The sequence below is a fragment of the Pedobacter hiemivivus genome (assembly GCF_005144565.1).
In the GTDB taxonomy this organism is placed as follows: Bacteria; Bacteroidota; Bacteroidia; order Sphingobacteriales; family Sphingobacteriaceae; genus Pedobacter; species Pedobacter hiemivivus.
The window spans coordinates 147138-173136 of sequence record NZ_SWDX01000006.1; the positions used below are offsets into that span (position 1 = coordinate 147138).

General features: G+C 41.3%; 20 protein-coding genes. 1 reads left to right on the forward strand and 19 read right to left on the reverse strand.

Annotation, left to right across the window (positions count from 1 at the left end):
* From FBD94_RS16535 to FBD94_RS16615, 19 genes are all read right to left on the reverse strand, one after another.
* Nucleotides 1–3309, reverse strand: a complete 3309-nt coding sequence (locus tag FBD94_RS16535; protein WP_169472334.1) for a TonB-dependent receptor — start codon at nt 3307–3309, stop codon at nt 1–3.
* Between the two features lie 319 nt (nt 3310–3628).
* Complete coding sequence (locus FBD94_RS16540; protein ID WP_136881015.1) at nt 3629–4819, reverse strand: FecR family protein; 1191 nt, start codon at nt 4817–4819, stop codon at nt 3629–3631.
* A gap of 95 nt (nt 4820–4914) precedes the next feature.
* Entirely contained in the window at nt 4915–5490 is a 576-nt protein-coding gene (locus FBD94_RS16545; protein WP_136881016.1) for an RNA polymerase sigma-70 factor, read from the reverse strand.
* An 86-nt stretch (nt 5491–5576) separates the two neighbouring features.
* Nucleotides 5577–5732: a hypothetical protein gene (locus FBD94_RS25970; RefSeq protein ID WP_169472335.1), complete on the reverse strand. Its 156-nt coding sequence runs from the start codon at nt 5730–5732 to the stop codon at nt 5577–5579.
* 13 nt (nt 5733–5745) lie between these two features.
* On the reverse strand, nt 5746–5910 hold the full coding sequence (locus FBD94_RS16550; protein WP_205945899.1) for a hypothetical protein: 165 nt from the start codon (nt 5908–5910) through the stop codon (nt 5746–5748).
* A 232-nt stretch (nt 5911–6142) separates the two neighbouring features.
* Nucleotides 6143–7279, reverse strand: a complete 1137-nt coding sequence (locus FBD94_RS16555) for a TlpA disulfide reductase family protein (protein WP_136881018.1) — start codon at nt 7277–7279, stop codon at nt 6143–6145.
* Between the two features lie 22 nt (nt 7280–7301).
* Nucleotides 7302–8621 carry a MutS-related protein gene (locus FBD94_RS16560; protein ID WP_136881019.1) on the reverse strand — a complete coding sequence of 440 codons (1320 nt, stop codon included), beginning with the start codon at nt 8619–8621 and terminating at the stop codon, nt 7302–7304.
* On the reverse strand, nt 8618–9949 hold the full coding sequence (locus FBD94_RS16565) for a MutS-related protein (protein WP_136881020.1): 1332 nt from the start codon (nt 9947–9949) through the stop codon (nt 8618–8620). The genes FBD94_RS16560 and FBD94_RS16565 overlap by 4 nt, the downstream gene beginning before the upstream one ends.
* Nucleotides 9950–9960: 11 nt before the next feature.
* The gene (locus tag FBD94_RS16570) at nt 9961–12783 is read right to left on the reverse strand and encodes a Gldg family protein (RefSeq protein ID WP_136881021.1); all 2823 of its coding nucleotides are present in this window, start codon (nt 12781–12783) and stop codon (nt 9961–9963) included.
* Complete coding sequence (locus tag FBD94_RS16575; protein WP_136881022.1) at nt 12783–13718, reverse strand: ABC transporter ATP-binding protein; 936 nt, start codon at nt 13716–13718, stop codon at nt 12783–12785. The genes FBD94_RS16570 and FBD94_RS16575 overlap by 1 nt, the downstream gene beginning before the upstream one ends.
* A 102-nt stretch (nt 13719–13820) precedes the next feature.
* Entirely contained in the window at nt 13821–15314 is a 1494-nt protein-coding gene (locus FBD94_RS16580) for a RagB/SusD family nutrient uptake outer membrane protein (protein ID WP_136881023.1), read from the reverse strand.
* A gap of 19 nt (nt 15315–15333) precedes the next feature.
* Entirely contained in the window at nt 15334–18984 is a 3651-nt protein-coding gene (locus FBD94_RS16585) for a SusC/RagA family TonB-linked outer membrane protein (RefSeq protein ID WP_136881024.1), read from the reverse strand.
* 215 nt (nt 18985–19199) lie between these two features.
* Nucleotides 19200–20363 (reverse strand): FecR family protein, encoded by a 1164-nt coding sequence (locus FBD94_RS16590; RefSeq protein ID WP_136881025.1) that lies wholly within the window; start codon nt 20361–20363, stop codon nt 19200–19202.
* Between the two features lie 99 nt (nt 20364–20462).
* The gene (locus tag FBD94_RS16595; protein WP_136881026.1) at nt 20463–21077 is read right to left on the reverse strand and encodes an RNA polymerase sigma factor; all 615 of its coding nucleotides are present in this window, start codon (nt 21075–21077) and stop codon (nt 20463–20465) included.
* Nucleotides 21078–21098: 21 nt separating this feature from the next.
* Complete coding sequence (locus FBD94_RS26130; RefSeq protein WP_394347792.1) at nt 21099–21707, reverse strand: DUF6929 family protein; 609 nt, start codon at nt 21705–21707, stop codon at nt 21099–21101.
* A complete protein-coding gene (locus tag FBD94_RS26135; protein ID WP_205945901.1) occupies nt 21649–21930 on the reverse strand; it encodes a DUF6929 family protein in 282 nt (93 codons plus the stop codon). Before FBD94_RS26135 ends, FBD94_RS26130 begins: the two co-directional genes overlap by 59 nt.
* A 12-nt stretch (nt 21931–21942) precedes the next feature.
* Nucleotides 21943–23226, reverse strand: coding sequence for a type II toxin-antitoxin system HipA family toxin (locus tag FBD94_RS16605; RefSeq protein WP_136881027.1), 1284 nt, complete (start codon nt 23224–23226; stop codon nt 21943–21945).
* Nucleotides 23226–23573, reverse strand: a complete 348-nt coding sequence (locus FBD94_RS16610; protein WP_136881028.1) for a helix-turn-helix domain-containing protein — start codon at nt 23571–23573, stop codon at nt 23226–23228. Before FBD94_RS16610 ends, FBD94_RS16605 begins: the two co-directional genes overlap by 1 nt.
* 283 nt (nt 23574–23856) lie before the next feature.
* Nucleotides 23857–24678 (reverse strand): alpha/beta fold hydrolase, encoded by an 822-nt coding sequence (locus FBD94_RS16615; RefSeq protein WP_131608592.1) that lies wholly within the window; start codon nt 24676–24678, stop codon nt 23857–23859.
* 133 nt (nt 24679–24811) lie between these two features.
* Here FBD94_RS16615 and FBD94_RS16620 point away from each other — a divergent pair, with 133 nt between their 5' ends.
* Entirely contained in the window at nt 24812–25999 is a 1188-nt protein-coding gene (locus tag FBD94_RS16620) for a type 2 periplasmic-binding domain-containing protein (RefSeq protein WP_136881029.1), read from the forward strand.

Sequence of the window (25999 nt, forward strand, 5' to 3'; positions counted from 1 at the left end):
CTAATTAAATTTCACATTTACCCCAACATTATACAATTTCATTAAAGGTGTCGCGAACAAACCACTTTCGGGGTCGGCAAAGTCTTTTAAATGCGAAAGCGTGAACAGATTGGTACCGCTTACAAACAAGCGGGCATTTCCGATACTCAATTTGCTGAGCCATTCTTTTGGTAATGTATAACCCAATTCAAGGCTCTTCATCCGCATATAAGCGCCGTTTCTAACCTGCAGGCTGGAGTTATCAAAATTACTGACATTTGTTAAACGGGGATGGGAAGCGCCCGGATTGGTCGGTGTCCAGCTATCAGTAGCCCATGGAAACAGGTTTGACCGAATGATGTTTAAATTCAAAACATTCTGTACCTGTAAGGCACCCTGAAATATCATGTTAACATCAAAATTTTTGTACTTAGCCCCGGTATTTAAGCCTAAAATAATATGCGGTGTTAGGCCGCTAGAAAGCAGCACTTTATCACTTGCCGTGATTTTTCCATCCTGGTTAACATCCACATACTTGATATCGCCTGGTTTGGTGGCAGGACTAAGTGGTGTTGGGCCGCTGGTAATTTCTGCCATGCTTTGGTATAATCCATTGGCGAGATAGCCTACCACCGGATTTAGGCTCACTGATTTTCCGGTAAGACGTGTTGCATCAGGTGTGCTTGCGGCTTCCGGATAATAAATCACTTTACTTTTATTAAAAGTAATATTTGGCTTAGCATAATAGCTTACCTGCCCGATCGTATTTTGATGGGTAAGCTCAATTTCAAAACCGCTATTATCAACAATACCATAATTGCCGATAGGCAGGGTGCCGCCTAACACACCTGGAACCGCCTCAGCGGGGGTAGAAAGAATATTACTAGTTCGTTTATAAAAGTAATCTGCGTTGATCCCTAAAAGGTTATTCCATAGGGCAGCTTCCAATCCAATGTCTGTAGTTGTAGCCGTTTCCCAGGTAAAAACCTGATTGGGAATTACCCCAGGCACTAAAACTTGCCCGGATATACCACCGAAACCATAGCTGTTTGAAGGGATCGAATAGGTACTTAGATATTGAAAGGCACCGCCAGCATCATTTCCTGCTTTACCCCAGCTGCCCCTGATCTTCAGGTTACTTACAAAACTGAAATGATCTTTGATGAACTTTTCCTCTGATAAACGCCAACCTATCGAAACTGCGGGGAAGAAGCCATAACGATGGTCTGGAGGGAACAGATCTGATCCATCGTACCTTGAACTGAACTCAAACAGGTATTTTTCCTTATAATTATAAGTCAACCTACCAACAATGCTTCTTCTTCCGTTCTGGAGAGCCGTATTACCGTTGGTGGCTCCAGTGGTATTACCAAGGCTTAGCTGGTCAAGCGCCGGCGAAGGAAAATTGACGCGCTTCGCGTTCAAACCTTCGGCCATATTACTTGTTTCTGTATATAGCAGCAAGGCGCTTACATTGTGATCCTGCAAAAAGGTACGATTGTAATTGAGCGAAAACTCTGAAGTAATGCTCTGAATCCTGGTCATGGCCTCTGTAAGCGAGGCAGTTGCTGACGCTACACTTGCCGGTATCGTCCGTGTATTATCATCATTCAGTAAATAAGAAGTATACGGTTTAACAAAAAACTTGGTAAAACCAGTGGTGATATCAAAACTGTATAAACCTTTGATGGCAAGTCCCGGAATAAAAGGCACTTTATAAGAAAGTGTTGCAGAACTTTCTAAAATATCTGTGGTTCCATTGTTGTAGCCCCCCTGCCCCGTAGCATCCAGGTAAACATTCCCACCCGTGGACGGGAAATAGACGTATTTACCATCGGTGTATTGTACCGGTGACAATGGGGATTGTAAAATGGTATAATTATTAGGCCCGCTAAAATTATCAATATTATTGGAGACTTGCCTGCGGCCGGAAATATTTAAGGTAAAATCAAAGTTATTAGCTATTTTTCCATCTAGGTTAGCCCTGATATTATAGCGCTTAAAATCAGAAGCGGCCCAGAAACCATTCTGTTGGAGATAGCCCCCCGACACAAAATAGCGGCTCTTTGGTGTGCCACCGCTAACAGAAACATTGTGTGATTGTTGGTTAGGAGAGGTACCATAAAATAGTTTATACCAATTGGTATTGGCATAACGGTTAGGATCAGAGCCGCTTTGTATTGCTGCAAGTGCTTCGGCGTTAAAACCCCTAGTTCCAAAATAAGTAGGGGCAAAAGTGCCATCATTCTGGTAAGCCAAATTGGTTAATGAGGCAAAAGTATAGGCATCGTTAGTCTTAGTGATCTTAGAGGCTTCCTGCACGCCGAAATTACCGGTATAAGAGATTGTGGTATTACCATCGTTGCCACGCTTGGTTGTGATCAGCAAGGCACCGTTAGCTGCTCGTGCGCCATACACCGCGGTCGCAGCAGCGTCTTTTAATACAGAAACACTGGCAATATCATTGGGGTCAATATAAGAAAGGCTGGCCCGAACAATCCCGTCAATAACAATCAGCGGACCGTTATTATTTGTTGTCCCGGTGGCTCCGTTTATCGTACTAAAGCCCCTAACAGTTAATGTAGCCGCATCCTGTCCCGGCTCGCCCGAGGTATTAAATGCGGTTATACCCGGCAACACACCAGCCAGCTTTTGAGACAGGTTTGGAGATTGGTTTCTTTGTAGCTCCTCACCCGAAACCTGTGAAACAGCTGATGTCATGGTGGCTTTTTGTTGCACACCATAACCCACCACCATTACTTCTTCCAGTTTATTATCTGAAAGCAACAATACAATATCTCCCAAATCTTTTGCGGCATTCAATTCTTTTGGAACATAACCAACGTAAGCAATTATCAATACTGCGTTCTCATTTATGTTCCTTAACAGGAATTCGCCCCGTTCATTGGTTACTACAGATTGACTGCTTCCCTTTACTTTGACTGTTGCTCCGGGCAGCGGATTTTTCTGCTGATCCAGGATACGACCTTTGACATCGATGTTTTGAAATCGGGCAATGATATTATCCAAAATCGAAGGTGTTTTCTTTTCTAAAATCACGGTATTCTCCTTGATTGCATAGCTGATCTTTTGATCGGTCAAAACAGATTTCAATGCCTCATCAATTGAAGCATCCTTAAGATTTACATTTATCCTGGTAGCATTTTTTAGCAAATCCGCATCATACAATATATTGTATCCAGACTGTACGCGTATCTCTCTCAGCGCCTCCTTTAGAAGCATCCTTTTGTTTAGCGTTACCTTCTGCGCAAATCCCGCTGCACTTACCTGCATTAAGCAGGCAAAGAGCAAAACTATGATCAATTTCATAATCAATAGTAGTTTAGTTGGCAGCCAAAAAGTTAGCATGCCAATATTAAAAGCATATTTTTTCATTACTTTTACTTTGGTTTGAGTTGATTGGTAATAGTTGACAAAATTGTTCTTCGGATTCCTCCAAGGAATCCGGAAAGGTTAACTCAAGCTTCTGCCGGGTCGGTGTGTCGAGCACCTGCCCGGCTTCTTATTGAACAACCAGTAATTCCCTTAGCTTTTCGGTCGTAAAGATTTTCTCATGTGGTCTTTTAAGTTTAGTTAATACATTAGATTAGTTACAGGGATGGTTAATCCCATTGTCGATGATTCAATTTCAGTTATTGTCTTTCCCTGGCATTACAACGATTTGTTTACCATTTATCTTAAATTTCACAACTTTCGTGCTTTCTAGCATTTCTAATACTGTTGATACATTCTTAAACTTAGACACCGTTCCTTCAATTGTCTTCTGCTCTACATTGCCCTGGTAAATCACATCAACATCGTACCAGCGTGAAACCTCTCGCATAATGCTTTTGATATTCTCATTTTCAAACAGGAAGTAACCGTTCTTCCAGGCCAGGGCCTGTTCAGTATTGGCAGGTAATACTTTTATGGTATTATTTGCCAGAACAGACTGTTCACCCGGTTTTAGCACCGTTGCCTTTTCACCCTCTGAAAGAGCCTCCCCTTGTGTGGAGATTGGGCTAACTTTCACTCTACCCTCAAACAAAGTGGTCTTTACGCTTTCCTCCTCGGGATATGCATTAATGTTAAAATGCGTACCCAATACTTCTACATCCTGGCCTTTGGTCTTTACTATAAATTGATGGAGTTTATCTTTTGCCACTTCGAAATAAGCCTCCCCAATCAATTCCACCTTTCTTGAACCTGTTTTAGCAAAAAATGCCGGATATGTTAAAGATGAAGCTGAATTCAGCCAAACCCTTGTTCCGTCAGGCAACTCCAAAACCCATTGTTCTCCTCTTGCTGTCGTCATGGTATTATTCTTACCGGCTCCATTAGCTTTAGTTCCAACTACTTTGTATACTACTTGTCCATCTTCGGTTTTACTGATGCTTACCCCAGCTTCATTAGCAAGCTGGCCTTTCACTGCATCTGATAATAAGATCTTTTTCCCATCGGCCAAAGTTAGTGTAGCCCCATTTTTACCAGGCCCAACATCCTGCATCACTAAATTATCAATGTCCAAGTGCTTATCATTTCTATAGTTAAAGAAGTAAACTCCCAAAACAATAAAAGCAACCGCAGCAGCAATGGCTACAATACGAGGCCAAAGCTTTGTAGTTTTAGGTTTCCGTTCAGCCTCTCCAAAAACTTGTATTCGGATGTCAGATTTGATTTCATCTTCAATTTGCTGTCTAAACTCTAGATCCAATTTTTCCCATTCTGGATTTTCCTTAGCGAAAGTACCCAAGTGATAGAGGAATAGTTGTTTCTGCTGATCAGTTGCCAGTCCTTCGGAGACTTTACTTGCAATAGCGATGAATTCTTCTTTTTGCATTACCCAATTGTTAATATAGTGTAAAGCACAAAAACAGGGTCTTACCCTAAGTCTAAAATAAAAATAACGCTAAATATTTTACAACTTACTGATTATCAGATTAAAAAATATAAGAAAATATGCCCTTTGCCCAACTTCTCTTTTAATTTCTTAAGCGCAGAAGTAATATGAGCCTCAACCGTCTTTTCAGTAATCCCTAGTTTAACGGCGATTTCTCGATTAGACAACTGATTAAAACGGCTCAACCTGAAAATTTCCTGGCAGCGCTCTGGCAGCTCTGTCGTCAATGAAAGAATGAGGTCATTCAACTGGCGAACTTCCATCAACACACTATTGTCTTCAGAAGCCATTTGTTGTTTCGAAAGACCTGCAAAAAAAGCTTCCTTCACCTTATTTTCCCTAAAATAATTGGCAGTTTTAAATTTGACAGCTGTAAGCAGATAACCCCGGCAGGATGTCAGGTTCCATTGTTCCCGATGTTCCCAAAACCACACGAAAATGTCCTGAACAATATCTTTACTTTGCTGAGGATCCCGAAGAATATTATAGGCCATCGCATAAACTGTTTGAAAATGTCTTGAGTACAACTCTTCAAAAGCTAAGTAGTCGCCCTTCTTGATCATTTGGAGCAAAATTTCTTCACTTTCGGTTTTTAGAAGTTTAACAGACATACGATGGTTTCTATGTTACAAATTTACAGCTTTTTAAGCGCAATGATACTTAATTTCCTGAATAGTACAGCCCACTAATACAAGTATTAGCAGGCATCTTCTATACAAGGTGTAATTTCTTCCAATATTTCAAAACCAGTTTCAGCCATTTTGTCTCCTTTGGTATCAAGAAGAGTATTAAGTTCTACCGCTTCAAGGCATACAACCTTATTAGAAGCAATGATTTCTTTTATAATAGCCATGATTTCGTACTGATCAAGCAACCAATTTCTGATTAACTAAATTATCTTCATGCATCTTTTTATCAATTGATTCTTTATTCCATACAGGATCAATTGATAAAAAGTCGCTCCAATAACTGGATAGCAGTTTTACTATAGAGGTCGCCTCTTTTTCTATTGCTACCTCATATGGTAGCATCTGACTACTCTCGATTTTATAACTAAAGATATTTTCCATATTCAAATTTGATTTTACTCAGATTCTAAAAATAGAAAATTTATAAATTTCGTAGATGAAATTCACGAAACGACAGATCTTTTAAATCGGCAAATTTTAAAGAATAAGAATAGCCCAGATTACCTGGGACTATTCCAAACGCAACCATTTAAAACTAATACTAACTAAAAAAGATATTGACAGGTATTTAAATTTACAACATTAATGAACCCAACTTTTTAATCAACTCATCGCCCCGTAAGTTTTTAGCGACGATCTTACCGGTCGGGTCAATCAGATAATTTTGAGGAATGCCACGTACCCCGTATAATTTCGCAGCCTCATTGTTCCAAAATTTAAGATCTGAAACCTGCGTCCATTCCAACCCGTCATCTTTTATGGCTTGTAACCATTGCTCTTTCTTTCCCGGTTGATCTAACGAAACACCAAGAACAGTGAAACCTTTATCTTTAAACATATGATAAGCCTTCACTACATTTGGATTTTCAGCACGACATGGAGCACACCAAGAAGCCCAAAAGTCTAACAATACATACTTCCCTTTAAAATCAGAAAGCTTAACAGGCTTATCATTTACATCATTTTGGATAAAGTCTGGAGCAATCGCTCCTACTTCTCTAAGCTTTGCTTTCGAAAGCAAAGTAGCAAGTTCCTTTCCCGTCGCTGTTTGTCTCAAATCAACAGATAATGTATTAAAAGAATTTTCAATGACCTTTGAATCATCCGACTGCGTCATAGCTTCTTTCAACAGCTCAAGACTAAGAAATGAATTCAAATTATTTTTAATAAAAAATAATTGGCTCTCCTTAATGGCTTTCATTTCCGCAACATACCTGGATTCAAGCTTGCCTCTAAACTCAGGATTGCTTTTCTCTTCATTCGAAGCAGAATTGAATTCCGATTGAATTAAAGCAAGGTTCTTTCCTGGTTCTACAAGTAAAGCTCGAAACTTCTTATAGTCTTCATTCAGCTGAGAGCCCGAAATTACAGCGTTTTTCAAAGAGTCTTTAGTATCCAAAACAATTTCGCCTTTTTCAAGATATAAAAGCACGAAATCAGCACCAGACCTAAGCTTTGCAAACCCTACTCCCTCCGAATCAAGAATCAACTGGGCTTTAATCGGTTCCTCTAAGGTTCCTTTAAACTGAAAGTTCCCATTATTTACTCCTGCAGAATCTATAATTCTAACTCCAGCTTTATCATAATTCAAATAGACTTTTGCTACTGTTGAGCTAGGTTGACCTATTTTCGCCTTTATATTAAAATTTGCATTTTGCGACCAACCATAAAATGGAATCATGGTAAGCGCTAAAAAAGTTATCTTTTTCATTTGATTTTATTTTTAAACTGTATTATAAAAGATCCAGAATACCCTCATTTTCTATAATAATCATACCCTGTCTGTCGGTAGTAATGCCTTTCTCCAATTTGTAGGTATAACGTGGCGTATTCCCTTCCATAATGGTAGGCAAATACAAAAACTGGATCTGCTCATTTTCCTTTAATGCTTCCCCAACTTCAATAATATGGGTGGAAATCACAAAACAACAATTTGTATATTCAGAAAATGCTGCTGTAACCGCCAAGGTCGCATCATAGGCATCTTTAACGTTAGTTCCTTTAAACAATTCGTCAAAAATAACCACCAGGTCCTTACCAGTACTAACCTCCTCAGCAACCTTCTTTACACGCAGTACCTCTGCGTAAAAGTGACTCAATCCCATATTTAAGTTATCAGGCACATTAATGGATGAATATATGCCAGCTCTAACCGAAAAATTCATCGCCTTTGCCGCTACTGGAAAGCCCATATGTGCCAGGTAAAGGGAAATACCGAAAGTCTTCATCAACGTCGACTTACCCGCCATATTAGCTCCTGTTAAAAACACAACATTGCTTTCTTGACGGAAAGAAATGTGGTTACCCACGGCATTACTTAATGAGGGATGAGATAATCCTTCAGCACTTACAAAATTACTTTCCCGCGGTAAAGCCGATGCATAAGTAAAGCCATTGGTGCGCGCCAGGTTAGCCACAGCTATATATACATCCAAACCATAAATAATCCCAATCAATTCTCCCAAAACATCCTGTAAGGTATGCCTCAGTAAATGGTCATATCTGGTTAATTTGAGAAACGGGATGGCTTGTGTCCCATTTTCTTTGCTAAGCCATTCGAGTTGCTTCTTATTAAGAATACCTTTAACAACCCGAATCTGCTCATAATAGGGATTGTAAATGTCTGACTGAGCTTCCAGGCTCTTAAAAAATTGATCAGCTATTTTCAAAATCGCAATCGTAGCCCCAATACCTTTTTGCAATGTTTCATATTGATCGTCCCTGACTACTGAGCCCAACACCTGCTTTTTTAAATTTCCAATGCCGGCAAACAATAAATTGCGTTCTGCATTACTACTCAGGTAACTCTCCATTAGCTCAAACTGTTCCCGGCCAAATGGAAAGGTTAAAGCCTTAAGCTCAAAATATTTGAAAATATCACTTCTGTGATTGATCTCTGTAGCATCAGTCAGCGGGTTATTAAATAGCTGTTCCAGCAATCGCTCTCCCCCTGCTGTTTTTACCCTATTGAAAAAGCTGAATATAGATCCCGGTTTGTATTTACCGGTTAAATTCAAGTCTTCGAGTGTCTGTTTATCAATTATAAAACTCATATCCCTTTCCTTCCGTTTTTTAAAATATCCAGAATGCCTTCATTGTTGATGATGATCATGCCATGACGATCATCTGTGATGCCATTTTCAAGTGTATAAGTGTACACAGGCAGGTTACCATTCATGCGCGTAGGCAGGTATACAAAGCGAACATTCGGACAAGCCGCTCTAAGTACCTCACCAGCTTCGATAATGTGTGTAGAAATCACAAAAGTGCTATTCTTCTTTGTTGCAAATCCCTTGGTAATGGCTATGGTTGCCTCATAGGCATCTTTTACATTGGTCCCTCGAAAAAGCTCATCAAAAACAATAAACAAATGCTTATCCTGACTCAGCTCCTGAGCGATTTTCTTTACACGCAGCACTTCTGCATAAAAATGACTGGCCCCCATACTTAAGTTATCAGGTAAGTTAATGGTTGTATATATCCCATCCAGCACAGAAAATTCCAGCTTGGCTGCTGCTACCGGGAAACCCATATGCGCCAGGAACATCGCAATACTCAGCGACTTCATAAAGGTCGACTTCCCCGCCATGTTAGCACCCGTAAGAAAGATTACATTACAGGCTGGGTTGATGGAAATAAGATTGGGTACCGCATTTTTCACTTGTGGATGATACACACCCTCCAAACGAATCACACGCTCCTCACGCGGCAAGGCTTTTGGAAAAGCGAAGCCACGTTCTTTCGCAACTTTTGCAACAGAAAAATATACATCCAAAAGGTAGATATGACGGAGTAATTTCAGAACTAAGTCCCGATGTTGAAAGCGCAACAACGCATCAAGCTCTACCATCCTATGCTGAGTCAATTTATCTTTGCGCTCCAGCACATTTACCATAACAGGCTCAGCGAGTATCCCCATAATCACTGATTTTTCGGCATAATAGGGATGAGCTTGATAGATATCCAAACCATCCACAAAAGCCTGTAATCTCTTTAACAATGTGACCAGCGCATTGATCCCATCATAAATCTGTTGAGTTTCCACTTCCACAGCGATGATATTGCTGAGTTTTTTAACAACAGAATACTCCTGGGCACTTAGCTTGGTACGTTCATCTGTATTGGCCAAATAAGGCTCCACTGCATCAAAAAGCACACTTTCGAAATGAAATTTCAGGTTCAGATCTTTAAAATACAGAAAAGTCCCACAACGCTTATTGATTGCCATCTCATCTGACAAGGGATACCTGAACATTTCTTCCAGAATTGCTGCGCCACCTCCTGTGGCACAGCAATTGAAAATATTGTATAAGGATTCTCCACCATGTTTACCAAAAATATTCAGATCCTCGAGTGTCTGTTTGTCTGTTGTAAATAGCATGATATGGTTATTTATTTTCTTTTACGTCTAATCAGCAGAATTGCGCCAAAAGCAAAAATTATACTAGGTAATATCCAGATATAGATAATGCGAAGCCTATTCACCTGATCTTTAGTCAGATTGATGCGTTTGTCCTCTGCTTCCGGACGGAAGGTATCAATAGGAAATTTGCTGTAATTTAACCAGCTAAACACCGCGGTATTGAATAAGAAGTTAACGCTTCTGGGTCTTCCCAGTTCCGTATTACTTAAAAAGTCCGCATCACCGGTCACTACAATACGCTGTTCTTTCCCATTTATATTTCTGGTTAAGCTCAATGCGGTAGTAAATGGACCTTTGGTATCGCCATCTTTAGGAGAATAAGCTACCGTTCCAGCAGCAGTACGATCTTCCTCGGGAGCACTGCCCGATGAAGCCACATTCGCAACCGCCACTATCTGCGTAACAGGCTTAGAAATCGCTGATTTTACAGGTTCTGCCGCAGTAATAGCAGTTGGTTTAGTCGCCTGTGCCTTTGCTACCATTTCTTTAATTTTCAGCTGCTTTTCATCCATTGTTCCGGGGCCATTCAGGATCTTAGTCATCTCTGCAGCAATAGAATCCCTACTTTTTTTCATTTCAGGAGTCAATCTTGCTTCAGCAGCCTTTCTTACTTTAGCCATCAGCTCCTGCATTTTTTGCTGTTTTTCTTCCGGCGTTCCAGGTCCTCCAGATATTGCTGCAATAGCTACGCGCAATGCATCAGATCTTTTTTGCGTTTCCGCATCTAAACCGCCTGCCTGTCCCGTACTTGTAACAGCCGCAGATCTTACTTTAGCTGTGCCCGGGTTAGTTGTACGCTTTGAACTCACGCCCTGATCAGGGCTTGGTGTTATTGCCGCACTGCTATTGGTCATGTCTTCGCCCAGGGGCAACATCCTGTTCCAGGTAAGTGTATCTGTACTCATCAGCAAAGGCCTAACCACAAACTGACCGTCATTACGGTAACTGAGTCCGGCTGCACCAGGCATATATACCTTTCGGCCCTCTGCTACTCTTTTTGCGAGTATCTTGCTAAATGTTGTCGCAAATTTGCTCACGTCAGGAATAACCAGATCAGGAGCATCCTCTGCACTACGCTGAATTACCGTACCGTTCATCAGCTGTACACCAAACTGCTGCAATAAAGGATTTAATATTGCTTGTTTGCCAGGCTCAGCTGCAATCAGCAAATTTCCTCCATTGTCGATATACTTTTGCAGTTTTGCCAAGGTGTTTGGCCTAAGCGACAACCTTGGGTCCGCCAATACCACGGTAGAAACACTAGCCGGTATGTCTTGTGTTTCCAATGAAAGGACACACACATCAAATCCCTGGTTCACAAATGAGTTACGAAAGATACTCAGGTTGGTAAGCCCCCTATAGTCGCGGTCCCCCATTTTATTAATATCCCTTTCCAGGTCTCCTGTTACAAACGCAATGTTAGGTAGCTTAGCTTCCTGCAGGCGTTGAATGGCGGCCGCAACTTCGGTTTCTCCAGGCCATACTTCAGGATCTTCAAATACCCGCAGCATAGTTGTCCTGCCCTTCCATTTCAGCTGCATCACATAGCGGTTCTGTTCAGGTTTCAAGTCCATGATTTTACTCATTTCCGCAGGAGTTTTGAACATCTTCATGTCCAGATCCATATTTTTGGCGTACTGTTCGGCAACTTCCTTAATCGTTTTTCCAGGATACATCGCTTTAATCATCGGATTATCGCCCGCACTATCATAATAAAGTACTGTTTTCAGCTTAATGTTGCTTTTAAAGCGGAGATATTGTTCCCAGCGAGCAAGATTCTCATTATAAGCTTCCGGACTTCCCAGAAACCAATTTTTACCCAGCAGATTATTATATGCGGTAACTTCCAAAGGCTCATCGCCAAGCTTGGCCAGCACTTTCTGTACTTGCGGCGTAAGTGTCCTGGTTTGGTTGTTTGTCATATCGTAATAGCCCACCAAAGCTGGTATAGAGCTGATGTAACCGATCAGTAAAGCGCTGGCTACCACCATAAAATATCGTCCAGCCCTCACAATAGCAGGTTTAGATTCCATTCCATCTCTTAACTTGTAAATACTTAAGCCAAGGAAGATGTACACAATCAGTATAAAATAAATGATGTCTTTAGTGGTGATCAATCCCATCAGCATATTTTGAGTCCTGCCATTCATCGCCAGGAAATAAGTCAGCTCCCGGATAAATGCAATACCTTGCCATAAAGTACCAATATAGCTTAGTGCACCGATCATGATAAATGTACATATTGCAGCTACCACCTGGTAGGTAGTTAAACAAGACATGAACAATCCTATTGCAGCATATGCGCAAAGCAAGAGGTAAAATCCTAGCAGTGAAGAAAGCAGCATCCCTGATTCTGGATTCTGAATATGAAACATACCGGAAACAACAAATATCCCAATGATGCCTACCAGCAACAAACTGTAGACCATCATGGAAATGAACTTGCCTAAAATAATTTCCCGCACACTGATTGGAGAAGAGTAAAGCAGTTTAATGGTTCCGCTACTGGTTTCTCTGCTAATCAGACTCATGGTGAGCAGTGGAATGTAGAGATAAAGGTTCTGCATCACCGTACTGAACAACCCGCGCTGACTCAGGAAAATAGATTCCGTTAGCCTGCTATTGCCGGTTACCATTGCCCCACTCAGTTCCTGCATCATGGCAATGTTGTTTATCCTGCCAAAATAAATTACTCCGCACTGAACCAGAAACACGACCAGCAGGAACCAGGCGATGGGAGAATAAAACAGGGTTAAAAGTTCTGTTTTGGCTACTTTAAATATGGTTTTCATTAATTATTTTCTTGTGGTGATTTATTGGATAATTGCTTGAATATTTCGTCGAGTGCCGTTTTATCAAGTGTGATCTCGCGCAACCTCCATCCATGCTGCATGCTGGCTGCAATGATGCGCTCGGTAATGCTTTGGTCGCCATTAAAATAAATGCGCATCTGTCTTTCGGTCAGCACATCCACATTGGTTACCCCCTCTATTTTTTCAATTTCAGCAATCGCAGGTGGGTTTTCCATAGCAACCAGCACACTGTGTGGCTCCACATAATTGTTAAACGCATCCATGGTATCAGAAAACACGATCCTTCCATTTTCGATCATTTTGATGTCTTTACACAATACTTGCACTTCCGATAGGATATGCGACGAAAAGATGACCGCTCTGTCCATTGCAATCTCCTTGATTAATGATCTTACTTCAATGATCTGATTAGGGTCCAATCCATTGGTAGGTTCATCCAGTACAACCAGCTTAGGCCTGTGCACAATGGCTTGCGCTATGCCTACGCGCTGCCGATAACCACCGGATAGATTCCGGAGCAGGCGGTTACTGAAATGGTCTACGCCACAACGCTGCTTGGCTTCCAGAATTGCCTGTTTCATTTTGTCCTTAGGTACAAGCCGCAGTCCGGCGCAATAGTTCAGGTATTCATCTACCGTCAGATCCATGTACAAAGGCGGATTCTGTGGTAGAAATCCAATTTGCTGTTTGGCCAGCTGCGGCTGTTCCCGCATGCTAATGCCATCGATGTAAACATTTCCTTCGGTCTGGTTGAGTGCCCCGCAGAGGATGTTCATGGTGGTTGACTTCCCGGCGCCATTGGAACCAAGTAATCCTACAATGCCTGTTTGACCGATTTCGATGTTGATATCACGTATGGCCCAGGAATTGGTGTACTTGTGAGACAAATGCTCAATTTTTACAATATTACTCATTGATAAATTAGTATTTATGGGTATAGGCTGTCCTAGCCCAACTGTTTCTTCTCTACAAAAAATGTAGAAAAGAGACAGGTAGGTTCGAATTCTTATTTAGGCTTAAGGGTTGTCCTGCATGTTTGGATTTGCATCCATGATGTTGCGTGGGAAGCGCATTACAAAGCGCTGAGGTTGTTTTAAGGTATAGGTTTCTAACACAGTTGGAACAGCATCCTGATCATATACGGTATGGGTAAAGGTTGCTCCAGCGAAAAGTGGATCAACAGATAACCTGCGCATATCAAACCAGCGGTAGCCCTCCACCGCAAACTCCCGGATACGTTCCTCGATGATAAATTTAATCAAGGCAGCTTGATTGGTCGCAGTAGCAGCAGGCACCAAGGCATCATTGATGGGATCTCCATTGTCATTTTTAACCCGGATGCGTGCTTTCCGCAATGTTTCCAAGTCTGTCACGGCCCCCGTCAGGTCATTTGCCCTTGCTTTAGCCTCTGCACAAAGCAGATACAACTCCGATAGCTGCAAACCAAATCTTGAATAATTCAATCCATATTTACGGAGCAAGCCCGCCGCGTTAACTGAATTGTTCTCATTTTTATTGATATAAAATTTCAGACGGTGATCTGTGGGTTGGTAGAGCGCCTGTGCAGCTTTAGTCAGTACCAGACCATCCGTTCCTGTAATGTTTCCAACAGATTTCCCAGCGTAAAACACTTTAGAAACCACTGCTTCTCTGGTGTCATCCATTAACTGATAAGGAGACTTCGGACCATTTGTAGCACTGATTGGTAAAAAAGCGCCTCCAGCTGCAAATGTTTCGTTGTAGTTATATAGGGAAGTTTGTCCGTTCGCAATCACATCTGCCAGCGCGGCTTTAAGTAAAGGCAGCGCATCATTATAGCGGCCCATAAACAGGTAAACCTTTCCCAGCAAACCTTCTACCGCAGGCCTGGACATGCGTGTTACGATATTTTGTTTGGCTGGTATACTGGCTAATGCCTCTGTATAGTCTTTGATGATGAAATCATAAGTCTGCTGAAGGGTACCTCTTGGAATATCCTGAATGTTCACATTCGGCACAGCAACAAAGGGGAAACCAGGATCAGTCCCTGCCGTTGCCGCAGCATACGGTTTGCAGTAAAGACTGGCCATATTCCAGATACTGAATGCACGGGTTGCCAGTGCTTCTGCCCTGATTCCTTTTTTACGTTCCTCCGTTCCACCTGTAGCAGTCATGACCTCGGCGATGATTTTGTTAATCGTGTACATCTGGGTCATGGTGGTACGCAATACCAATGAAGTCACCGCAGGTTCCGGATAAACATCGTCTGCCCACTGGAACAAGCGTTCCCGTACCGCATTTTTATTGATGAAATATGGTTTTACTTGCGCCACTTCATCCCCCATTAGCTGTGCCTCAGTGTATCCACCTATGCTGTGATAAGCGTAAAAGGCCCCATCATTCATCAGTTTGTCGTAGTCCTCAGTGGTTACGGTAACCTGATCTCCCTGGGGTACAATCTCCAACCAGGTCCTTTTGCAGGAAGTCAGCATGCTGAATACTGCTAAGAAAATTATAATAAGCTTTTTCATAATGTCTGTTTAAAATAAATTAAAATGAAAAATTAATGCCTAGACTATAAGTGTGCTTAATCGGCATTACCCCATTGGATAAGCCCGGCAATTCCGGATCAGTCCCCTCTTCGTTTGCTGCCCAAATCAGAAAATTAGAAGCCGAAGCAAACACACTAGCCCTTTGTATTTTAAGAAACTGCAAAACCCTGGTATCTAAAGCATAAGACAAAGAAATATCCCTGATTTTGATATACGAAGCACTCACCACATTGATATCAGCAAATGTATAATAAGCAATACTTCTACGGGTAGTATTTAATGCAGCACTTGGTTCATAAGAAGGGACATTGGTGAAGGCCTCATCTCCAGCCTTTTTCCATCGGTCAAGAAAATACTCCGAAATGTTTCCTCCAGAAAATGAGCCTGCAGTGCCTCCTAGTTTTCCGTTATAGTACGTATTTACAGATTTACGCATCACGCCCCCCAGGTTAGCAATCATGTTCGCACTTAAATTAAATCCTTTATAGCTGAAGGTATTGCCCAGACCACCAGTAACGCGGGGCTGGGTAGTTCCCATATAAACCAAATCATCAACAGTGGCTGCATTTGGTTTTTTAGTCACTGTGCCATTCGCAAGTTGGATCTGCGGATCCCCAAGATTATCCAATCCCGCAAAGCGATATGCCCAAAGCGCATTCATAGGATATCCGATCACATATTCTGACAGCAATCTCCCCGAAACGGTCTTGCTGTTATTGCTTGGCGTCTGATAAGAAATCAGTTTGTTGTGGTTAAAACCTACCCCAACAGTAGTACTCCAACTAAAGTCTCTCGTTTTTATATTCAGTGAGCGAATGCTCATTTCTATACCTTCATTTAACATCTTTCCAATGTTGCCCGCGATTGAATTATAACCTGTCAACGGGTTCAGTGTCACATTTCCGATCATACCTGTGGTGATCCTTTTATAGGCATCGATACTACCACTTATCCGGTTGTTAAACATCGAATAGTCTATTGCAAGGTTATAATTGTCAGTACTTTCCCAATCAAGGCCTTTATTGCCTACACCCGAGAGGTACAATGCTTCTCCTGCAATCTGATTGTAAAAGTAGTTAGTCGCCGGATTCAGGGTACTCACAATGTCATATTGCGAAACCTGTCCATAAGGCGTATTCCCAGTAATACCATAAGTCGCTCTGATGCCGAGGTCATTCAGCCATTTCACCTTACTCAACCATTTTTCCTTACTGATCTGCCATCTGGCTCCAAAACTCCATACCGGTTTCTTCTGGCTAGACAGATCACTGGCAAACTGGTTACTCAAATCCTGTCTCCAGCTGATATCTAAACTGTATTTGCGCTCAATGGAATAACTGGCCAATGCAAAGTAAGAAAGGAATCGACTCTTTGTTCTTGGTCTCCGGTCAATCGGAATATAGGAATAAGATCCAAAACCAGTTACTGTAGGGAAAATACCACTCCTCAATTTTGCCCAATCTAATTCCGCAAAGCTGCCCAAGGCATCATTATAACCCAATAGCGTTGTATTCGTCTGACTTCCGCTGTTTTCCTGAATGTCATTTCCAACCTGTACCAGCAGTTGGTCTTTTCCCTTCCTGAAACTGTCATCATAAATCAATTGATGGCGGACAGTCCAACTGCGGTTCTCAGAAGTGCTTTCGCCCAATGTTCCACCAGATGTTGGTAAATAATAAACAGGAAGATCATTTACGGTAGGTGCCACGGTTAATCCGACCAATAGCCTACGCTGACCAATTGCCTGATGGTCGGCATACGACCTCGAAGAAGAAGGAGACCTCAGATAACCGTATGTCCCACTAACACGTAAACCTTTCCAGATCTTTACCGCAACATTCGACGTTACATTGATACTGAGATTATCGGTCTTATTGGTAGTTAATCCAGCTTCATTGATCGGATTGTAATCCAGGTTGATGCGGCTTCTGGATTGATAGTCTAATCTTACAGAATCCACATAGCCACCCATAAAATTCATGTTCAATGGATTACCTGCGGCATCGCGAAACTGCTGATATGGATAAAAACCACTACCCGGTAAGATTGGACTTTGGCTCGAAGCGGTCATGTTAACCAACGACGTATTCAGGGAAATTTTAACACGGTTACCTGCATTCAGGTTTTGTGTTAAATTTAAACTATAGGTATTGCTCTTACTTCCAGGGGCATTCCCCTTCATCCCAGCATAGCCCATTGATCCATAAAATGAATAAGAATTGTTACCACCCGATGCAGAAACCGTATGGTTGGTGGTAAAAGCCGGATCATACATCGATTTAATTTGCGACCGGTTGTCTATCCCAGAAAGGCTATCCAACTTTTGATTACGTTGTCCTTCGGTCAGTTTTCCGCGTAAGCCATCATACAAGATCCGATCATGTGGTGCCAGAAATGACTGCGCCACATAAGGATAAGCAGTTCTGTAAACCGGATTGTCAAAGAGTTCTTTCGCAACCTGGATATATTGCTGACTGTTCAGCATATTTCCATAATATACATCCGGTCGACCTGTATAATTTAAAGATCCGTTATAACTGATCGACAATCTCGAATTGTTACTACCAGATTTGGTTTTCACCACGATTACGCCATTCGCAGATCTGGCACCCCATATTGCAGACGCAGCCGCATCTTTAAGCACAGTAATGTCTTCAATATCGTCCAGATTTACCGAGTTGAAATTCGGTACAGCCACTCCATTCACTACAAATAAAGGATTGGAAGGATTTAAGACACTTCCTCTGCCCCTTACTATCGTCTTAGGATCTTCGGCAATTCCAGTCGAACTAACAACACGAGACTGAGGCGCAATATACAATCCCGGCACCTGTCCTTCTAGTCGGGTTAAGAGGTTTGTTGAACCTGTACGTTTAGAAAACACCTCCAAATCTGCTTTTCCAAAAGATCCAGTAGCCCTTTCTTTAGACAGGGTTTGAAATCCTGTTTGCACCATGACTTCTTTAAGGGCTGTAGAAATCTTTTTCAGGATGATTTTTTGGTAAGGCATTTGTTTTGTTACCGCAAAAGTTTCCATGGCATAGCCTACATAAGAAAATATGATGTTATCACCTTCATTTGCTTTGATATCAAAAAGTCCGTCCTTACCCAATACCAATCGGGTGCTTGTACCGCCCCCCTCCACTCCTTTGGCTCCTTTTCTCGCAATATAAAGCGTAGTTCCTTCCAGCGCAGTACCTGCTGAATCGGTAACTACTCCCTTAATCCGGACAGAGTCCGAAACGAGCGCAAGGTCCATAATTACCCCCTTTACTTTATCCATAAAAGATGGGTCGGTATGCGTCAAAACGATATTCTTCTTTACAATTTTATAGGTTAAAGGCAAGTCTTTAATGGATTTCTTTACCGCCTCTTCAACAGAAACATCAACTAATTGAATGGTTACCTTTTGTCCTTTAAGGTCCTTAGCATTGTAAAAGAAATCATATCCCGATTGTAATTTAATCAATTGCAATACCTTTTCTAAAGGCGCATTTCTTTCATTCAGATTGATTTTCTGTCCAAATCCCTTAGCACTTACTTGTGCCAGGGCTATTATCAATATAAAAGTGGTTAGCTTCATTAGCAATAATAGTTTTTTAGGTAGCCGAAGTCCAGGCATACCTAGGTTAAAAGCAATTATTTTCATACTTTTGGTTTGGTTGAGTTGATATTCGATAGTTTTCCAATTATTTATCCCAACGGTTTAGACCATAGGGAAAGGTTAACTCAATCTCCGCCGGATCGTGGTTAGAACACTTTCCGGCTTCTTTTTTAGAGCTACCTGATCATTTTCAGTTTGTCGTTCGTAGCTGTCTTTTCATCTTTTTGGTTGTTATAGGATTAGGTTTAATGATATTTAACTTATTTCAATACGATAATCTTTTTTCCCTCTATCTTAAAGTCAATCTTGGTATATTTTAGAATGTCCAATGCATCAGATGCATGCAAATTTTTATCAATATACCCTGTGAATCTTTCCTTCGGAATTCCATTAGGGTATTCAATGTCGACATCATACCATCTTGAAAATTGTCTGAGCACAACCTCCAAAGGGGTCTCATCAAATTTGAATTTCCCATCCTTCCAGGCGATCACATCATTACTTCCTTTCGATACCACCAATTGGCCTGTAGGGTATAAATTGGCCTGCTGGCCCGGCTTAAGCAAGGTGTTTCCATTGATCCTAACCGATCCTTCAAATAATGTCGTATTTACAGTAGGTTCATCCCGATAACTGTTTACATTAAAATGTGTACCCAGCACCTCCACGTCTTGCTGATCAGCTTTCACGATAAAGGGATGTTGCTTATCCTTAGCAACTTCAAAATAGGCTTCTCCCCTTAATACTACCTTTCTATTTCTACCACTAAATTTTGAAGGGAATGTTAAGGTAGATGCCGCATTTAACCAAACATGGGTTCCATCCGGAAGAACCGCTTCATAATGCCCTCCGCGCGGGGTATTGATTTTTAATTCCCTTTCATTTCGCAATGCCGTTTTTCCATTGTGATTAGCAATCACCGCTGTCCCATCATTATAAGTTAGTTTTTCAGCCGCTATGATTACGCCTGTGTTACGGTTGTTCAATGTTACGGTCTGCCCGTCCGCTAAAGTCAGTGTGGCTTTATTAGAACCAGGTTTTAAGTCATTGGTATAAGCAGATGAATGATCAGCCACCGGCCTGCCATGGTTATTCAAAAAGTATATAGCAATTCCTATGACCAATAAAATTGATGCAGCAACCGCGAAACGCGACCAGAGCAGCAAAGTTTTATTTTTCAGCGGAACAACTTCCGGATTATCAAGGTTACCAATTACCTTATTCCATAAGTTAGTTTTGTCTTTTGCGAGATAATGGCCAATTTCTGACTTGAATTTCTCCTGATCATAGAATTCCTCCAGAAATAAGCGGTGCGCTTCTTTTTCTGCCAACCAGTTATTTAATTCTGTTTCCTGCTCAACCGTAAGTCCGCCCTTAATTTGCAAGCTGATCAATCGGGAAATATAGAATTCTTTTTCAAGCATGACTGTTTTTGATTACATGAAGTTAAGCATTACTTATATGCTCATTTCAGTAAATACGAACAAGGATGGAAAAGGCCCGAAAAATAATACGATTTTATACTAAAAATTTTTTCTACCTTCTAAAAACAGGACCAGTGCAACATATAACGCATCTGTTAAGCCTTTTTTAACGATTGAATTTTTAATCATTTCTACAGCGAGTGCTTTATAATTGCGTACGGTTTTTACCGAAAGTCCAAGCTCTTTAGCAATCTCATCTGTTTTCTTCTGATCGAAATAGATCAGTTTAAAGACCTCCTTGTGCTTTTCTGGTAGAGACTCGATCTCTGCTGCCAGTATTTCCATGACATCAGTTTTAACGACTTCATAAAAAATGCCCTCCTCACCATGCTCCAATTGCCTGTAGGTATACTCCTGGGCAGCGGTCTTAACTTTCAGTTTTCGGAAATAGTCCATACAAGCATTTCGGCAACTGATGTATAGAAATGCTTTTACATTTTGAGCAGTCTCTATTTGCCGATCACCTTTCCAGAGTTTCAAAAAGCAATCCGCAACGATATCCTCGGCTTCTGCTTCATCCCCAATCAAACGTTCGGCAAAGTAGCATAAAGCTTTATAATGAAGATCAAAAAAATAAGCTAGCGCATCAGGATCTCCCTGTTTAAAGCACTGAACCCAGTAATATTCATCTTGATCTTTTATTCTATTTTTCATTTATCCGGGAACATCGCAGGGCTAATATCTATAATTATCCGCTAATTCAAGAGATAATAGGTAAATATCTGCCCCCAACCGATCGCTATCGTTATCTTCACACAACAGGAATGATAGTTCTTTCCCCGAGTTATGCTTTAAAGTGAGCCCCTCAAATTTATGTCGGTCTGAGATTTCTTTTGTGAATACCACTTTCATTGTTTTAACGTCAATACAGCCTATAATGCTTCCTAGAACTTCACCGTCATTATAGGTCGAATTCGTATTTTCCGCTGCTGCTAAAAAGTAAAATTTATCCCCCACTTCTATGGCATCCGTAAAACTAGCCTGGATACCTCTAATTTCAGGGAGCTTTAATTCGGTAAATGTAATTTTAGTATTTCCAATTAAATCCTTACCATGGACAGTAAAAACAATATTTCTTCCGGTGTTTCCATTCCCGCGGTTAAAGAAATACCAGGTATCTCCGGTACGAACTACCCCTTCTATATTAAAGTTTTCTGCGTTCAATCCAGCCAATACCTTCATGCTTTTATATAATGCAGATAAATCAAGAACAGAAATCCTTTCTTTAGTCGTTGGTTCGGCTCTCAGTAGAGCCGGATCCGAAAAGATAAAATGAATCACCATAAAAAGTCATTGCTTCAAAATCTGGCTTCAGTTTTTTATTTATATTTTCAGCTGGGTATTCACTAAGTGCATAACGTTTTAAAGCTGTGGATTTGAGTTCATATTCATAGAAATAAGAACTGTTATCACCAATCACATAAAGCGAATTGTCCTTTAAAAACAAGCCAGATGAAGAACCTATTCCTATAATGTGAAATAACAATTCAATTGTAAACCTATTCATTGATCTCTCATTTTAGTATAGCTTTAAAAGTGTTGTCTTTATGCCTTCTCTTAACTTTTCACTAACCTTTGCCAGATCTGCATAAGCCTCCCAATTATCGACCTTATCCTGGATTTCTGCTACTATTGACTCAGCTGATTTGATATTCATTTTCCGCGCCACCTCCAATAAATCTGCACGTGCAATACCATCCCTTTTTCCGTTGACCATTAGGGATTGCGTGCTTACCCACACACTTCCAGGTCTATAAGCGTGGCATACATCATATGCGGGTGACAATGCCCATTCACCCCTTTTATCCATTATAAAGGCAAAGTTTTTAGAATGATCATCACAGTTCCTGGCAATCACATTAAATACCATCCTCCTGAAAAGCTGTTCTGCCTGCGGATAGGGTAAACGTAATACCCTCATGGTCTGAAACAACTGTTCATAACTGTATAACCCCACGTTATTAAAGTCAAGGTGCTCCATTGCGCACCAGGTCTGTACGTGTTGTTTATCTGGACTGCGATCAAACCTTTTAGTCATAAAGTGCGCCCTTTCATTTTCCTCCAAGAGTCTACACTCAGTCATTTCAATTCCACTGGCAACTGCCATGAGGTGATAGGCATACTCAACCCTGCCAAAACCATAAGTAGCACCAAACTGGCTGTCGTGGACACCATCAAACTTGATCAGCCAATGGGTAAATCCTTCTGGTGCCTTTGCCTGTCCTGAACGAACTTCTTTAGTCTGTTCATTATAGGCTATCAAAGCTTTTGCCCTTGCCCCACCAGCAGAGGTTCCTATGCGAAGAATATCCATTAGCGCCTTTTGCTCGTCGGCATTCATATCAACCAAAAAGTCCTGACGGCCCTGCAAGATCTTTCCAGCAATATGTACAAGTCCTTCAATTTCGATCTTGGTAGCCCGATCTGCAGTCCCTGCTGTTGCCGGTTCAAACTCCAACGCCCCCATCCCCCGCTTACCAACAAAACAGAGCATTTCTACTGGATTCATACTATCTGCTCGACGACCATTGGCCACAAGCCAGGCGTTGATCAATGCATTACCATATTTATCGGGAAGAATATCCGCCAACAGTCCGGGCAGTCCTTTAAATGTATTATTTCTTGCGAGCTCTGGGAAGGAATAAATACGTCCCGGCGTCCCAATAGGCATTTTTATTGGTGCAATATCCAGATTTTTACTTATAAAACCTGGATCATACTCAAAGCTTGCCAACTGACTGTTTTCATCCCAAAGCACCGCACCCACGCGTTTATTCCAAAGATTTATTATTGCTGTGGTCATTACCAGTCGGATTGTGATTTATCTTCCGGGGGCTTGTTACCGCTTGCCCTTCTCTTCTTTTTCATGGATAATTCTGCCATTTTTATTGGGCTGACCTGCCTTGTAAATTTCATATTTTCCAAAACCCTAAGCTTTCCCAAGGCACGGAGAATCTGAATAAGCGACAAGAGATTTATGGAGTCCCCTCTTTCGGCCTTTATTAGCGTTGTCCTATCTACACCAGCTCTTTCTGCGACAACATTTTGGGTGAGATCAAGCTCAAGCCTTGTCCCTTTCAAAAACTCCCCAATCTGACTTAGGTACTCCAAGTCACTCTTGGCATTTATTTCAAAATCGGATATATCCATCTTTAACACTTAAATACCACACTAATGTCGGTATTTTTCAACACAAATGCAAATTTCAAATTAACACTACTAATAAGTAGTCTTTTTCCAACATTAATCCCTAAAATACCACACAAAGTAGAGATTAAGCAACTTATACCTCCCATAGATATCGCCTGCAGGAAGATAGTCACGGACTCGTCGAGGCATTGATGTTGCCGACACCCCTTTCTCTATCAGTGCTTTAATTTTAATAAAAACCATAAAATTCCCTATAAAACATATTATAGGGAATTTACTCGTGCTATAATTTGATGAAAGCCAAGAGATCCTTATTTATGGTAGCAGCTTCTGTCGTTGGCATTCCATGAGGGAAGCCAGGATAAGAAACAAGCTTTCCATTTTTTAAAAGTTTTACTGCCTTTGCTCCGGTAAGTGGGAATGGAACAATCTGGTCGTCTTCACCGTGCATAACCAGTACAGGAACATCCACACTTTTAAGATCTTCAGTAAAATCTGTTTCTGAAAAAGCCTTTATGCAGTCTACATGAGCTTTTACACCGCCCATCATTCCCTGACGCCACCAATTATCCCGAACTCCCTGAGATATTTTCGCCCCTTCACGGTTGTACCCATAAAACGGAAGGGTGAAATCTTGAAAATATTGAGCTCTATTATAGGCCGTACCTTCCCGTATTTCATCAAATACAGAAAGAGGAATGCCGTCCGGATTATTTTCGTTTTGTACCATAATCGGAGGTACAGCACTAATCAGTACTGCCTTGGCTACACGACCTTTACCATGTTTTGCAACATAACGAATCACTTCACCACCACCGGTGGAATGACCGATATGTATTGCATCCTTTAGATCAAGTGCTTGAGTCAGCTCAGCAACATCAGCGGCATAGGTATCCATATCATGTCCATCGGCTGTTTGGCTAGATCTTCCATGCCCTCGCCGATCATGCGCGATCACTCTAAATCCTTTTTCAAGGAAAAACATCATTTGTCCATCCCAGTCATCGCCTGATAAAGGCCATCCATGATGAAAAAAAAGAGGTTGCCCCTTTCCCCAGTCTTTATAATAGATTTCTGTTCCGTCTTTTACCGTGATTGTACTCATTTTAATTGATTTTATGGTGACTAATTCGATTTCGGGAGTATAACAAAGCGATCGAACAATTTGTTTTTCAGACCATTTGGATTTCTTTCTGCTTATAAATTAAAGCACTATCTTCAAAGCTTTAAACGATCAGATGAAAAACGCATTCTTCACAATTACTGTTTTACTGGCATTTAGCTTACCACTTAGTGTTAATGCCCAGCTTGACCTCAGCTTCCTTGTCGAGACGAACCGCCTCCCTGAGGGGATGCCAAAGATCACTAAATGGCTGGGGATCGGTATGTCCAGGGTCTTTATATCGGGGCTTCAGAAATCCGATTCTCAAAGGGGCGACCAGAAGTTCTTAAGCTTCCAAAAAACTGGAGCACTTCCTTTAACAACAAGCTTTCCTTTAACAGGTATTACCCTTTCCCAATCTGGGATTCCAAACGTGAAGTATCCCAGGATTGGAAAATCTAAAACTATTTCATTAACCTACTCCTATGAAATGCAGGCTTATTTTGCCTACTCCCCCGACAGATTCATTTATAACGACAGGCAATATGCGTTCATTTTGGCTTGCAGCGTAATGCGCCTTGATGACACCCAAATACTGGCCCAAACTTTCAACTTTATGCTTGAAGGAGAGGCCAATCAAAAAGCTCGTGAGTTTATCAAACGCATTAATACTGTAAATAAAACAGCTATAACCGTTCCATCAGGAGAAGTTGATATCAACAAATTGACCACACTATTATATAATCAATTTACAAAGGGAAAGATAAGGGAAGTAATGTTCCGCACCTTTATCCTAGGGAAAGACAACAAAGCGACCGACCGACAGCTCAACCTCTTTTTTAGAAGCATGAGTAATTTCAGCAATGATGATGTGAACAGAAAATTAGAGGACATGAATGACCCTAAGATCAACATCAATATGGGGGAAATCTCTAAGCTTTTGCTACCATCTAAATGGGCAAATCCTCTAGCTACAAAACCTATCGATAGTCTTGTAACCTTCGAATTTCAATACGCTAAGGCAAACTTTACATTGGCCCAAAAGAAACTTACCCTTACTTTCAATGGCAAGTCCAATCAACCCGGCAAATTCATAGGTAGTAAAGAGTTCCGCTTTGATCACAAAAAAGGAGTGGGAACCTGGCAATCTATTTACAAGCCAAGTGAGGGAATCACGCTCTCCGAAATCTCGATAGAGCTTGCTGAAACCGGTATTCAAATTCTTGGCCGTAGCGCTAATGATCGCCAGTTTTTGTTACAGTCCATCGTCTGGCCCAAAGACTTTGAAAAAGCCAATCTTTATTCATGGAAAGAGACTCCTTAA